General features: G+C 66.4%; 13 protein-coding genes. 6 read left to right on the top strand and 7 right to left on the bottom strand.

The genetic code is table 11. From position 1 onward, the window contains the following. Positions 1–70: 70 nt before the first annotated feature. From AC56LU_RS03390 to AC56LU_RS03380, 3 genes are read left to right on the top strand one after another with little or no spacing between them, the layout of a single operon-like run. Positions 71–919 (top strand): alpha/beta hydrolase, encoded by an 849-nt coding sequence (locus AC56LU_RS03390; protein WP_497174179.1) that lies wholly within the window; start codon positions 71–73, stop codon positions 917–919. A gap of 32 nt (positions 920–951) precedes the next feature. Beyond that, a complete protein-coding gene (gene dcd, locus AC56LU_RS03385; RefSeq protein ID WP_497174178.1) occupies positions 952–1518 on the top strand; it encodes a dCTP deaminase in 567 nt (188 codons plus the stop codon). A gap of 57 nt (positions 1519–1575) precedes the next feature. Beyond that, positions 1576–2235, top strand: coding sequence for a cation efflux transmembrane domain-containing protein (locus AC56LU_RS03380; RefSeq protein ID WP_497174177.1), 660 nt, complete (start codon positions 1576–1578; stop codon positions 2233–2235). Positions 2236–2468: 233 nt separating this feature from the next. Here AC56LU_RS03380 and AC56LU_RS03375 read toward each other — a convergent pair whose 3' ends face one another. The 3 genes from AC56LU_RS03375 to AC56LU_RS03365 all read right to left on the bottom strand — a co-directional run bounded on the left by AC56LU_RS03375 (position 2469) and on the right by AC56LU_RS03365 (position 6032). After that, entirely contained in the window at positions 2469–4727 is a 2259-nt protein-coding gene (locus AC56LU_RS03375; RefSeq protein WP_497174176.1) for an Orn/Lys/Arg family decarboxylase, read from the bottom strand. Positions 4728–4902: 175 nt separating this feature from the next. Beyond that, complete coding sequence (locus tag AC56LU_RS03370; RefSeq protein WP_497174175.1) at positions 4903–5541, bottom strand: DUF4337 family protein; 639 nt, start codon at positions 5539–5541, stop codon at positions 4903–4905. Further along, entirely contained in the window at positions 5538–6032 is a 495-nt protein-coding gene (locus AC56LU_RS03365; protein WP_497174174.1) for a dihydrofolate reductase, read from the bottom strand. Before AC56LU_RS03365 ends, AC56LU_RS03370 begins: the two co-directional genes overlap by 4 nt. Before the next feature lie 143 nt (positions 6033–6175). On the opposite strand from AC56LU_RS03365, the gene AC56LU_RS03360 reads away from it, so the two are divergent. Together AC56LU_RS03360 and AC56LU_RS03355 are read left to right on the top strand one after the other, a co-directional pair. Beyond that, a complete protein-coding gene (locus AC56LU_RS03360) occupies positions 6176–7009 on the top strand; it encodes a DUF2092 domain-containing protein (protein ID WP_497174173.1) in 834 nt (277 codons plus the stop codon). Further along, on the top strand, positions 7009–7593 hold the full coding sequence (locus AC56LU_RS03355) for a hypothetical protein (RefSeq protein WP_497174172.1): 585 nt from the start codon (positions 7009–7011) through the stop codon (positions 7591–7593). Before AC56LU_RS03360 ends, AC56LU_RS03355 begins: the two co-directional genes overlap by 1 nt. A gap of 14 nt (positions 7594–7607) precedes the next feature. Here AC56LU_RS03355 and thyA read toward each other — a convergent pair whose 3' ends face one another. The 3 genes from thyA to AC56LU_RS03340 form a co-directional block, all read right to left on the bottom strand. Next, the gene (gene thyA / locus AC56LU_RS03350; protein WP_497174171.1) at positions 7608–8402 is read right to left on the bottom strand and encodes a thymidylate synthase; all 795 of its coding nucleotides are present in this window, start codon (positions 8400–8402) and stop codon (positions 7608–7610) included. A gap of 58 nt (positions 8403–8460) precedes the next feature. After that, positions 8461–8907, bottom strand: coding sequence for an SRPBCC family protein (locus tag AC56LU_RS03345; RefSeq protein ID WP_497174170.1), 447 nt, complete (start codon positions 8905–8907; stop codon positions 8461–8463). Between the two features lie 87 nt (positions 8908–8994). Then, positions 8995–10926 (bottom strand): hypothetical protein, encoded by a 1932-nt coding sequence (locus tag AC56LU_RS03340; protein ID WP_497174169.1) that lies wholly within the window; start codon positions 10924–10926, stop codon positions 8995–8997. 93 nt (positions 10927–11019) lie between these two features. Here AC56LU_RS03340 and AC56LU_RS03335 point away from each other — a divergent pair, with 93 nt between their 5' ends. Then, positions 11020–11361, top strand: coding sequence for a hypothetical protein (locus tag AC56LU_RS03335; protein ID WP_497174168.1), 342 nt, complete (start codon positions 11020–11022; stop codon positions 11359–11361). On the opposite strand, the gene AC56LU_RS03330 is transcribed toward AC56LU_RS03335, so the two are convergent. Further along, entirely contained in the window at positions 11358–12461 is a 1104-nt protein-coding gene (locus tag AC56LU_RS03330; RefSeq protein ID WP_497174167.1) for a threonine aldolase family protein, read from the bottom strand. The genes AC56LU_RS03335 and AC56LU_RS03330 overlap by 4 nt on opposite strands. Between the last annotated feature and the right edge of the window lie 14 nt (positions 12462–12475).

The raw sequence follows: 12475 nt of genomic DNA, 5'->3' as shown, positions 1-12475 counted from the left end.
CTCTAAACGAGGCCCGCATGCCGGCGGCATTCATTACAATGGTCCGTTGACATTCACTCTAATGAGCGCCATGAGCAAACCCTTGCTGCACTTCTCCCACGGGAACAGTTACCCGGCCGGCACCTACAGCCGGCTGTTCCGGGCCCTGGGCGGGCACTACGAGGTGCGCGCTCACGATATGTATGGGCACGATCCGCGCTTTCCGGTGGGGGACGGCTGGCACGGGCTGGTCGAGGAGCTGATCCACCAGCTGGAAGGCTACGCCCAGCCGCCGATCCTGCTCGGGCACTCGCTCGGCGGCATGCTGAGCATGATGGCGGCCAAGCAGCGTCCGGAACTGGCGCGCTGCGTGGTGATGCTCGATTCGCCGGTAGTGGCCGGCTGGCGCGCGCTGTTGTGGCGGCTGGTCAAGCAGCGCGGCCTGGGTTCGCGGTTTTCGCCGGCCCGCTTTTCCGAGCGGCGCCGCAATGTGTGGCCGGACCGTGCGGCGGTCTACCAGCATTTCATCGCGAAACCGATGTTCCAGGCCTGGGCGCCGGGTGCGCTCGACGACTACCTCGACCATGGCTTGACGCCGCATCCCGAGGGCGTGCAGCTGCGATTCGACCGCGCTGTCGAGACCATGATCTACAACACGCTGCCCCACCACATGGGCGCGATCCTGCGCGCGCCGTATCCGCTGCCGATCGGCTTCATCGCCGGCACCACCTCGGAAGAGCTGCGCCAGGCCGGGCTGGACGCGACCCGCAAGCTGGTGGGACCGAACCTGGTGATGATCGAGGGCGGCCACCTGTATCCGCTCGAAAAGCCCGAGGAAACCGCGCGCCTGGCACACGAGATGATCGAGCGCCTGCTGGCGCCAGATCACCTTTGCGCCAAGCAGCAGGCGCCTGGTGCCAGTGGCGGCGGTTTAGCGTAAAATCGCGGGATTGATTTTTTGGAATCTCGACAATGGCTATCAAGAGCGATAAATGGATCCGCCGCATGGCGGAATCGACCGGCATGATCGAACCCTTCGAGCCGCAGCAGGTGCGCGAATCGGACGGGCGCAGGGTCATCTCGTGGGGCACCTCCTCGTACGGTTACGACATCCGCTGCGCCGACGAATTCAAGGTGTTCACCAACATCAACAGCACCATCGTCGACCCGAAGAATTTCGACTCCAACTCCTTCGTGGACGTCAAGAGCGATGTCTGCATCATCCCGCCGAATTCCTTCGCGCTGGCCCGCACCATCGAGTACTTCCGCATTCCGCGCAACGTGCTCACCGTCTGCCTCGGCAAGTCGACCTATGCGCGCTGCGGCATCATCGTCAATGTCACTCCATTCGAACCGGAATGGGAAGGCTACGTGACGCTGGAGTTCTCGAACACCACGCCGCTGCCGGCCAAGATCTATGCGGGCGAGGGCTGCGCCCAGGTGCTGTTCTTCGAGTCCGACGAAGTCTGCGAGACCTCTTACAAGGACCGCGGCGGCAAGTACCAGGGCCAGCACGGCGTCACGCTGCCGAAAACCTGATTCAAATTTTCATGGTAGCCTTTCGAAACTGAATCATGTTTTAAAGGCTGAACGATCATGTCCGACTGCTGCAGTGGCGGCTGCTCCTCCGGCAAGCCACCCGTCGATCCGCGCTACCGCCGCATCCTCTGGATTGCGCTGTGGGTCAACGCCCTGATGTTCGGGGTCGAGATCGTCGGCGGCTGGGCGGCGGGCTCGGTCTCGCTGCTGGCCGACGCGGTCGACTTCCTCGGCGATGCCGCCAACTACGGCATTTCCCTGTTCGTGCTGGCCCTGGCGCCCGTCTGGCGCTCGCGCACCGCGCTGATCAAGGGCGCGACCATGGGTGGCTACGGTATCTTCGTGCTCGGCACGGCCTTGTGGCACCTGCAAAGCGGCACCGTGCCCGCAGCCCACACCATGGGCTGGATCGGCCTTGCCGCCCTGGCTGCCAATTGCTTCGTCGGTGTGCTGCTGTACGCCTACCGCAACGGCGACGCCAACATGCGCTCGGTGTGGCTGTGCACGCGCAACGATGCGATCGGCAACGTCGCAGTGCTGCTGGCGGCGCTGGGCGTGTTCCAGACCGGCAGCGGCCTGCCGGACCTGCTGGTGGCCACCGTCATGGGCCTGCTCGGGCTGTCTGCGGCGTATTCCGTTATCGGACAAGCACGCGCCGAGTTGCGCGCGGCAGCGGCGCCGATGTCGCAGCCCACCATCGAACTCAAACGCCGCTAGGCAAAACGACGCACATTGTGCCCCAATGCCGTTCAGTTAAGTCTTGCCAGCTGCTTTTGTAGGGTGGGCAGATTCTGCCCACGCGGTCAACTCAGGTATCCTGGCACGCTCAAGGATCAATCATCGGTGCGTCGACCGCGTGGGCGGAGAATCCGCCCACCCTACGATCAGGGCAACAACGACGCACATGAAAAAAGGGGCTTGCGCCCCTTTTTTTCTGCCGTATTGCTGGCTTACGCGTCCTGCATCACGCAATCCACGAAATACCCCCGCTTGCCATCCACCTCGCGCTTGACCAGCCCGTGCACGTCGGTCTCGAAGCCCGGGAAGCGCTCGTTGAAGTCGCGCGCGAAGCGCAGGTAATCGACGATGGTCTTGTTGAAGCGCTCGCCCGGGATCAGGAGCGGAATGCCCGGCGGGTAAGGCGTCAGGAGGATCGCGGTGATGCGGCCTTCCAGTTCGTCGATGGCGACGCGCTCGATCTGGCGGTGCGCCATCTTGGCGAATGCGTCCGACGGCTTCATGGCCGGCACCATGTCCGACAAATACATTTCGGTGGTCAGGCGCGCCACGTCGTACTGCTTGTAGAACAGGTGGATCTCGGTGCACAGGTCGCGCAGGCCACGGGTCTCGTAGCGCGGGTTGGCCGCGGCGAACTGCGGCATCACGCGCCACATCGGGGCGTTGCGGTCGTAGTCGTCCTTGAACTGCTGCAGCGCCGTCACCAGGGTGTTCCAGCGGCCCTTGGTGATGCCGATCGTGAACATGATGAAGAAGGAGTACAGGCCGCACTTCTCGATGATCACGCCGTGTTCGGCCAGGTACTTGGTGACGATCGAGGCCGGAATGCCGGTGTCGCCGAACTGGCCGTCGAGCGACAGGCCCGGGGTCACGATGGTCGACTTGATCGGATCGAGCATGTTGAAGCCCGGCGCGAGCTTGCCGAATCCGTGCCAGTCGTCCTCGGCGTGGATCATCCAGTCGGCCTGCTCGCCGATGCCTTCTTCCGACTTCACGTCCGGGCCCCAGACCTTGAACCACCAGTCGTCGCCGAATTCGGCATCGACCTTCTTCATCGCGCGGCGGAAGTCCAGCGCTTCCAGGATCGATTCCTCCACCAGCGCGGTGCCGCCCGGCGCTTCCATCATGGCGGCGGCGACGTCGCACGAGGCGATGATCGAGTACTGCGGCGAGGTCGAGGTGTGCATCAGGTAGGCCTCGTTGAAGGCGTCCTGGTCGAGCTTGACGGTCTCGGATTCGCGCACCAGCACCTGCGAGGCCTGCGACAGGCCGGCCAGCAGCTTGTGCGTCGACTGGGTCGAGAAGATCATCGACTCCTTGGCGCGCGGGCGGTCCTGGCCGATGGCGTGCATGTTCTTGTAGAAGCTGTGGAAGGTCGCGTGCGGCAGCCAGGCTTCGTCGAAGTGCAGGGTGTCGATTTTCCCGTCCAGCATTTCGCGCAGGGTCTCGACGTTGTACACCACGCCGTCGTAGGTCGACTGGGTGATGGTGAGGATGCGCGGCTTCTTGTTGACGGCTTCACGGGCGAACGGGTTCGCCTCGATCTTGCGGGCGATCGACTCGGGCGTGAACTCCTCCAGCGGGATCGGGCCGATGATGCCGAGGTTGTTCCGGGTCGGCATCAGGAACACGGGGATCGCGCCGCACATGATGATCGAGTGCAGGATCGATTTATGGCAGTTGCGGTCCACCACCACGATGTCGCCAGGTGCGACCGTGGAGTGCCAGACCATCTTGTTCGAGGTCGAGGTGCCGTTGGTCACGAAATAGCAGTGGTCGGCGCTGTAGATGCGCGCGGCGTTGCGTTCGGACTTGGCGACCGGGCCGGTGTGGTCGAGCAGCTGGCCGAGTTCCTCGACCGCATTGCAGACGTCGGCGCGCAGCATGTTCTCGCCGAAGAACTGGTGGAACATCTGGCCCACAGGGCTTTTCAGGAAGGCGACGCCGCCCGAGTGGCCCGGGCAGTGCCACGAGTACGAACCGTCATAGGCGTAGTTCACCAGCGCGCGGAAGAAGGGCGGCGCCAGCGAATCGAGGTAGGCCTTCGCTTCGCGGATGATGTGGCGCGCCACGAACTCCGGGGTGTCCTCGAACATGTGGATGAAGCCGTGCAGCTCCTTCAGGATGTCGTTCGGGATGTGGCGGCTGGTGCGGGTCTCGCCGTAGATGTAGATCGGGATGTCGGCGTTCTTGTGGCGGATCTCCTGCACGAAGGCGCGCAGGCGGGTCAGCGCGGTGTCGGTCTCCTCGATCGAGCCGCCGCCGAATTCCTCGTCGTCGATCGACAGCACGAAGGCCGAGGCGCGCGACTGCTGCTGGGCGAACTGGGACAGGTCGCCGTAGCTGGTCAGGCCGAGCACCTCCATGCCTTCCTGCTCCATCGCGGCCGCGAGGGCGCGAATGCCGAGACCGGACGTGTTCTCGGAACGAAAGTCCTCGTCAATGATGATGATCGGGAAACGAAATTTCATGGACAGCTCCAAAGCGAAGCGCCGCGGAAGCGCTCAGCCTTGATCAGGCTGATGCGCCGGCCACGGCACTGGAAAAAAGAGGAAACGGATTTTCGCAGAAATTGCGCGCGCCAGTGCAATTTTTTTACAAGGGTAAACAGTGCGGGCGATGTCTGGCGCACTCTAGCTGGCCAACTCAGTTAGTCAACTTTTTGCCGACGCGGCGGAAGGCCTCTGTCAGCGCGGCGGCGCCGACCGCGGCCAGCAGCGGCCCCGCCGAGAACGGCACCGGCTCGGCCTGGATCGCCGCGAACAAGGCCAGCGTGATGCCGAACGCGGCCACGGCGCAGGTGAGCGTGAGCAGCCAGGTGCGGCGCGAGAGCAGGGTGATGGCGGCCAGCGAGATCGCGATCTGCTGCGCAACCGCGGCGGCGGCCCACTGGCGGTGGCGGTGCAGCTCCTTTTCGGACAGGACGTTCCATTTGTGCGATGCGGCCTCGAAACCCTCGGCTTCCTTGCGGATCACTTCCTTCTCGACGCCGTAGCGGCGCATCTCTTCGCGGTAGCGGGCCGCATCCGCGCCCGGGATGGCGGCTGCCACTTCGGCCAGGTTCTGGCGGTTGGCCTTGGCCTGGTAGTGGCTCCAGGCATTGGCCGCGCTGGTCTTGTCGATCGCGGCATTGCTCTTGTACAGGGCCGCATTGTTGTGCGAAGCGCTGCCGATAAAGCCGAACATGGTGCCCAGGGTGGCCAGGATGGCGATCAGGACCGCCACCTTGCCGGCAAAGCCGTCTCCGCCGCGCGTGCCCGGGGTGCGAATTGCCTGGTCCGTCATTGTTCGCTCCCTTTGCGCGTATAGGTGACATAGGCGAAATCGAAGCCGTTGGCCTCGGAATGATGGGTCTCGCGGGCCGTCTCGACCCACACGGCGGGGTCGATCGGCGGGAAGAAGGTATCGCAGCGGAATACGTGGTCGATTTCGGTCACGATCATGCAGTCGGCCCGGGCCATCGCTTCAGTGAAGACCTGGGCGCCGCCGATGATGCTGGCCGGCTCGCCGCCGAGCAGGTCGATGGCGGCCTGCAGTGAGCCGGCGACTTCGACGCCTTCGTGCGACCAGCCGGCGTTGCGGGTGATGACGATGTTGCGGCGCTTGGGCAAGGGGCGGCCGATCGAATCGAAGGTCTTGCGGCCCATGACGATCGGCTTGCCCAGGGTGACGCGCTTGAAGTGCGCCAGGTCTTCGGGGAGGTGCCAGGGCAGGGCGTTGTCGACGCCGATGCCGCGCGCGGCGTCGATGGCGACGACCAGGGTGAGCTGAGCCATCAGGAAGGGTGGAAAGAAGTTTGCATATGCGTATTCTATTCCAGCTCGACCTTGCTGTCCGGCTAAGTGTTAGACCAAGGGCCAATAGGCAGGCTTGGCTGCCAGGGAATAGAGTCGCGAGACTCCCTTCGCCGGAGACCTTGATGAAATCGTCCATCGAAACACGGCGCCTTGCGGCCAGAGTATTTTGCGCGTCGACACTGGTGCTGGCCGCCGTACCGGCCACATGCCAGGTCGCCGCAGCGGCCAAGCCGGACGCGCAGCAGCAGGCGCAGGCGCGCGCCATCATGATGAAGATGGCGCAGTTTCTGGCCGCCGCCCAGCGTTTCCGGGTCGACCTGCAGGCGGGGTATGACAGCGTGCAGGCGTCCGGCCAGAAGATCGAGTTCCACGAAAACCGCAGCGTCACCCTGATGCGCCCGGACCGCCTGCGCATCGAAGGCACGCGCAGCGATGGCACCAGGCTGCTGACGGTGTTTACCGGCAAGGAAGTCGTCGTGCAGGACTATGGCAGCAAGGTGTACGCGCGCACGCCGCAACCCGGCCCGCTGGACGACGCCATCGTCTATTTCGTCAGGGATCTCGGCATGCGCCTGCCCCTCGCCGCCATGCTGCTGGGCCGGCTGCCGGCCGAGCTGCAGGAGCGGATACAGTCGGTCGACTACGTCGAGCTGGGCAAGATCGACGGCGTCCCTGCCCACCACATCGCCGCGCGGGGCGAGACGGTGGATGTGCAGCTGTGGGTAGCCGACGGCGCGCAGCCGCTGCCCCAGCGCATCGTACTGACCTACAAGAAGGAGCCGGGCCAGCCGCAATTCCGCGCCGACTTCTCCAAATGGAACCTGGCGCCGGAGATCAATGCCGCCACGTTCACGGTGCAGGTGCCGGAAGGCTTGCAAAAGGTCGCGTTCGCAGCCCAGCTGCCGCGTGCGGGGCGCGCCGCACCGAAGGAAGCGCCGCAGAAGGGAGGCAAGTGATGGCAACACCAGGAAAATCGGCCGTGACGGTCGTGCTTGCCGCCATCTTCACCGTCGGCGTGATCGACGAGGCGGCGAGCCAGCGGCGCGGCGGCGGGGGTGGTGGGGGCGGTGGGGGCTATTCGCGTGGCGGCGCCGCTGCCCACGGCGGCTTCTCGTCCGGCGACGGCGGCGCGCGCGCGGGGCAGCGCCAGGCGACCAGAAGTTCGAACCAGGCCGGCCGCCAGCAAAGCATGTCCGAGAACCAGGGGGCGCGCCAGTCAACGGCGCTGCAGGCGCAGAACACCCGTGCGGCCACGGCCACCAACCTGCAGAATAACCGCGACGATTGCTACAATTGCGGCCGCAACTGGGACAGCGGCTCGGCGGCGGCCGGATTCGTGGCCGGCGCGGTGGTGGGCGGCGCCGTGGTCGCAGCCGCCACCCCGAACACGGCCGTCGTCGTGTCCAGCCCGCCGTGCGACGTGGCCGCTATTTCCGTCAACGGGGTGGCCCACTATTACTGCGGGGCCACCTGGTACGCGGCCGGGTATGCGAACGACGGCGTCGTCTATGTCCCGACTGCCGCGCCGCCGGGTTATTGATCCGGGCCCTGCGCTTATACCGCGACCGGGGCCTTGATGGCCGGGTCCGGATCGTAGCCGTGCACCTCGAAGTCGTCGAAGCGGTAGTCGAACAGCGATTCCGGCTTGCGCTTGATTACCAGGCGCGGCAATTCCTTCGGCGTGCGCGACAGTTGGAGCGCGACCTGCTCCATGTGGTTGCTGTACAGGTGGCAGTCGCCGCCGGTCCAGACGAACTCGCCCACTTCCAGGCCGGCCTGCTGGGCCATCATGTGGGTCAGGATGGCGTACGAGGCGATATTGAAGGGCACGCCGAGGAAGATGTCGGCGCTGCGCTGGTACAGCTGGCAGGACAGCTTGCCGTCCGCCACGTAGAACTGGAAGAAGGCGTGGCAGGGCGGCAGCTTCATGTTCGGCACGTCGGCCACGTTCCAGGCCGAGACGATCATGCGGCGCGAATCCGGCGTGTTGCGGATCTGGTCCAGCACCTGGGTGATCTGGTCGATGTGCCCGCCATCGGGCGTGGGCCAGCTGCGCCACTGGTAGCCGTAGATCGGGCCCAGGTTGCCGTTCGCATCGGCCCATTCATCCCAGATCGTGACCCCGTTTTCCTTCAGGTAGGCGATGTTGGTCGAGCCCTGCAGGAACCAGATCAGTTCATGGATGATGGACTTGAGATGGACCTTCTTGGTGGTCAGCAGCGGAAAGCCGGCAGCCAGGTCGAAACGCATCTGGTGGCCGAAGACCGACAGGGTGCCGGTGCCGGTGCGGTCGGTCTTGACCGCGCCATGCTCTTTCACATGGCGCATGAATTCGAGGTATTGGCGCATTGGGAATCACGTTGGATGACAGCCCGTCATTGTACCCGACAGCAAATGCGGGGAAGCCTCAGTCCCGGATTTCGGCTTCCACCAGTTTGGCCAGCAGCTCGAGCGATTCCTGCCAGCCGAGGTAGCAGAGTTCGACCGGGATCATCGCGGGGATGTCTTCCTGCCGGATCTGCACATCGACGCCGCAGGCGATGTCGCGCAGGATGACCGTCGTCTGCATCTGTCCCGGCAGGTTGGGGTCTTCGAACACGGCCGTGTAGCGCAAGCGCTCGCCGGGTGCGAGTTCGAGGTATTCTCCGCCGAACGCGTGGCTATGACCGGTGCTCAGATTGGTGAAGGACATGCGGTAGCGCCCGCCGACCCGGCTGTCCATCTCGTGCACGGTGCCGGTGAACCCGTGCGGCGGCAGCCATTTGGCATAGGCGGCCGGAGTGGTGAAGGCGCGGAACACGCGCTCGGCGTTGGAGCGCAAAACGCGGTGCAGCTCGACGGAATTGGTGGACATGGCGGTGTTTCCTTTCAAGAGTGGCAGAGGAGCTTCCTCAATCGCGACGACGAACGGGCCGGCCGCGATTCGACATCGCGGTGAAGATCAGTCAACGAATTCGATGTGCACCGCCCGCAGCAGGAAGCCCAGGGCGCGCGTGTCGCCGGCGCCGGCGGGCCGCGGCGCGGTCGTGTGCGCGATCGAGATGTCGAGTACTGGGGCGCGGCCCAGGTCTGCCGGCAGCGGCAAGGGCGCGCGGCCGAGGGCGGTGGCGCCGAGGTCGATGCCATTGATGCTGATGCGCGAGCTGCGCAGACCGTGGTGATAGTGGCCGTCGAAGCCGATGGCACGCGCCTGGCGCCCTGCGGGAAGCGCGATGCGCAGGCTTGCACGCTGGCCCTCGTTCCAGACCGCGCTGCCCTGGAGCACGGACCAGCCGCTGCCCAGGATCGCCGGCATCCCGGGACCGATCGCGATGCGCATCGCCGGCGCCGGGCCTGGCGCGCAGCGCAGCGGCGCGTTGTAGTAGCGCCAGCCCGAGTCCAGCGTGCGCACGTCGTCGGCGACCAGGTGCGTACCGGGCGCGCACAAACCGCCGGCGTCGCCGCTGTTCGACCAGAAGCGCATCAGCTTCGTCGCACCGAGCGGTCCACGGTGCACCACCACCTGGTCCTGGGTCAGCGGCTCTTCGCCGCGCCGTTCACGCTCCAGGAAAATCTCCGGATCGGGATGGTAGTAGCGCGGGGCGTGGTCGAGCACCCATGCGGCCAGGCCTGCGTGCCTGGTGAAGGCCGGGCCCTTACCCGACAGGGTCTGCCAGGCGGCGCCGGTCTGCAGGAGCAGGGCCACGCCCAGCGCCAGCCAGCGGCTGCGCACCCCGAGCTGGACGAGGCCCGCGAGGCAGACCGCCAGGATCGGCATCGAGGTCCAGTAGGCATAGCGCGCGACGACGAGCGAGCCGCTGTTCCAGTTGCTTGCCGCCAGTGTCGGCAACGCCAGGCCGATGGTGAGCAGGACCGCGAGCGCCAGGTGCAGCAGCCAGGCCCGGCGCCGTTCGGCCGGCATGGCCAGCAGCACGATCGCCGCGCAGGACAGCAGGGCAGGAAAGCCGATGACCAGGCCCTGGTTCAGGTCGAACAGGTAAGAGAACAAGCGCTCGGCGCCGACCAGCCCGATGTCGGTGAAATAGCGGCTGATAATGCTCGGCATGCCGAACAGCGTCAGGTTGTGGACATACGGCAGAAGCGCCAGCACGATGCCGGCGAGCACCAGCAGCGCCGCCCGCAGGGGTCGCGGTGCCGGCGTTGCAGCCGGAAACAGCAGCGCGGACGGGACGCAACGGTACAGCAGCGCATAGACCGGCGCGGCGAGGATCAGTCCCGCGATCGACGGGTTCTGGGTCGCACCCAGACCCGCCAGCGCCACGGCGAGCGGCAGCTCGCGCCGCAGCATGGCCAGTGTCGCGAGCAGCACGCAGCAGCCGGCCATCACCTCCGGGCCGGTCCAGACCGTGTAGTAGACCGGCCCCATGAGCGCAAACAGGGCCAGTTCGGGCAGGCCGGCCCGGGGGAGCGAGGTGTGCAGGCCCCAGGCGCCGGCGGCGACGATGGCGATATTGAGCAGGACCAGCGACATGAAGGGGTTCTGGCCCAGCAGGGTGACCAGCGCATGGAAAGGTGCGGCCAGCAGCGAATACATCCAGAAGTGGATCGCGTGCACGCTGCCGTCCCGGGCGCGGGCGTAGCCGAGCGCGATCGCGCCCTCGCGTTCGACGCGCTCGAACGCCGCCGCCAGGCTGTCCGGATCCAGATTGCCCCGCGCCAGCGCTCGCGGCGGCATCGCCCTGAAGGCGTCGATGTCGTCGGCCCGCAGTTCGGGCGATCCATGCGCCACGAAGCCCTGGGCCATCGTCAGGTATTCCATGCCGTCCCCGATGAGGCGCGCTTTCGCGAGGCACAGCAGTGCGAATACTGTGCACAGGACGAGGGCAGCGGCGCGCAAGAGCGGCGCCATCCCGGGGGAGGCGAATCGTTGCATGGACGTGAACAGGATGGAAACGTGTGATTCTAGCAAGCCTGCGGCCGGGGCAGTCGTGCGAACCGCCGCCGCCTGCTCCGGTACAGTGTGGCGATGCCGAACAATACCAAGTATCCCAGCACGCCGGACGGTCGCTACTTCGTCGTCGCGGGCCGCCTGTGGCGCACCAGTAATCCGGCGCTCGCACCGGGACAGCGGCAGGAACTGGTCGACCAGCTGATGGCGGCGCGCCGGCAGGTCGGTCTCGCGAAGCGGGCAGGCGATGTCGAGGCCGAACGCGGTGCGCGCGCGGCAGTCGATGCGGCCAAGCGCGGGCTCGGCGAACGGGGACCGGTGTGGTGGACCGACGGCGCGCCGGACTACAACCTGCGCATGGTGGCCAATACGCCTTATGCCCACTGGTACGCGGCGCTGCCGCCGCCGGACGGCGCCTAGCTGTCCGCCACCAGGGCCCGCGCGAAGCGGGCAAGCGCCGCGCGCACCGCTTCGTCAGGCGCGTCCAGCAGGTTGTCGCCCACGTACAGTTCGAAGGAGCTGGTGCCGGGCAGGGTGGCGCCGGCAATGCGGTTGAACATCCAGATCCCGTGCTGCTCGGCCAGTTCGCTACGGATCGCCAGCGCACGCTCGGGCATTACCGGCAGGTGCAGGTGCAGCATGTTGGCCTGGGGCGCCGCGGGATTGACGCGGATGGCCGGGTGTGCGGCCAGTTCCCGGTACAGGAAACGGGTGCGCTCGAGGTAGGCCGGCATCGCGGCCAGGCGCGCGTCGAACTGCATCGCCGCCGCGACCACGTAGGGCGAGCGGTGGATGACATTGCCGCCCTGGCGCCGGAACCATTCTGCCGCGCGCTCGACGAATTCGCGGGTGCCCGCCAGCATGGCGCCGCCCAGCCCGCCGATCCCCTTGTACAGCGAGACGTAGGCCGAATCGAAACCGGCTGCGACTTCACTCACCGGCTTGCCGTAGCCGGCGGCGGCTTCCCACAGCCGGGCGCCGTCCATGTGCAGGTGCGCGCCGCGCGCGCGGCAAGCCGCCTTGATCGCCTCCAGTTCGTCCCACGGCGAGAGCTGGCCGCCGATCTCGCGCAGCGGCAGCTCCATGCCGACCGCGCCCAGGCGGTCCGGGATCGCCGCCAGGTCGGCCGCTACCCAGGGGCGATGGCGGTCGCCCGCCTGCAGCGCCTTGAAATGGCCCAGCAGCTGGTAGTTGGAGCGTTCGTGCACGAAGATGTGCGAAGTCGGGTGCAGCGCCACCAGGTCGCGCGCGCGGTCCTGGCAGGCCAGGCGCAGCGCCGTCACTTGCGCCATGGTGCCGCTGATGCAGAACACCGCCGCCTCCATGCCGAGCAGGCGCGCGATCTTCGCTTCGAATTCCTGCAGCAGCGCGCCGCTGCCGTAGACGTCGTGCTCGACCCCGTTTGCTTCGCACCAGGCGGCCATGGCGGCAAACAGCTCGGCGGGCGTACGGGCGCGGTGGCCGGGGAAGATGGTGTGGCAGCGGCGCTGCAGTTCGGTGTCGCGAGAGGTAGAGGTCAAGGCGGGCTCCTGGC

The sequence above is a fragment of the Telluria sp. PB2R4 genome (assembly GCF_059685695.1).
This window is presented reverse-complemented; position numbering and strand designations above follow the sequence as displayed.

Excerpts from the sequence above, each read along its gene's own strand:
- AC56LU_RS03390 (WP_497174179.1), top strand. The coding sequence starts at position 71 with ATGAGCAAACCCTTGCTGCACTTCTCCCACGGGAACAGTTACCCGGCC.
- dcd (WP_497174178.1), top strand. The coding sequence starts at position 952 with ATGGCTATCAAGAGCGATAAATGGATCCGCCGCATGGCGGAATCGACC.
- AC56LU_RS03380 (WP_497174177.1), top strand. The coding sequence starts at position 1,576 with ATGTCCGACTGCTGCAGTGGCGGCTGCTCCTCCGGCAAGCCACCCGTC.
- AC56LU_RS03375 (WP_497174176.1), bottom strand. The coding sequence starts at position 4,727 with ATGAAATTTCGTTTCCCGATCATCATCATTGACGAGGACTTTCGTTCC.
- AC56LU_RS03370 (WP_497174175.1), bottom strand. The coding sequence starts at position 5,541 with ATGACGGACCAGGCAATTCGCACCCCGGGCACGCGCGGCGGAGACGGC.
- AC56LU_RS03365 (WP_497174174.1), bottom strand. The coding sequence starts at position 6,032 with ATGGCTCAGCTCACCCTGGTCGTCGCCATCGACGCCGCGCGCGGCATC.
- AC56LU_RS03360 (WP_497174173.1), top strand. The coding sequence starts at position 6,176 with ATGAAATCGTCCATCGAAACACGGCGCCTTGCGGCCAGAGTATTTTGC.
- AC56LU_RS03355 (WP_497174172.1), top strand. The coding sequence starts at position 7,009 with ATGGCAACACCAGGAAAATCGGCCGTGACGGTCGTGCTTGCCGCCATC.
- thyA (WP_497174171.1), bottom strand. The coding sequence starts at position 8,402 with ATGCGCCAATACCTCGAATTCATGCGCCATGTGAAAGAGCATGGCGCG.
- AC56LU_RS03345 (WP_497174170.1), bottom strand. The coding sequence starts at position 8,907 with ATGTCCACCAATTCCGTCGAGCTGCACCGCGTTTTGCGCTCCAACGCC.
- AC56LU_RS03340 (WP_497174169.1), bottom strand. The coding sequence starts at position 10,926 with ATGCAACGATTCGCCTCCCCCGGGATGGCGCCGCTCTTGCGCGCCGCT.
- AC56LU_RS03335 (WP_497174168.1), top strand. The coding sequence starts at position 11,020 with ATGCCGAACAATACCAAGTATCCCAGCACGCCGGACGGTCGCTACTTC.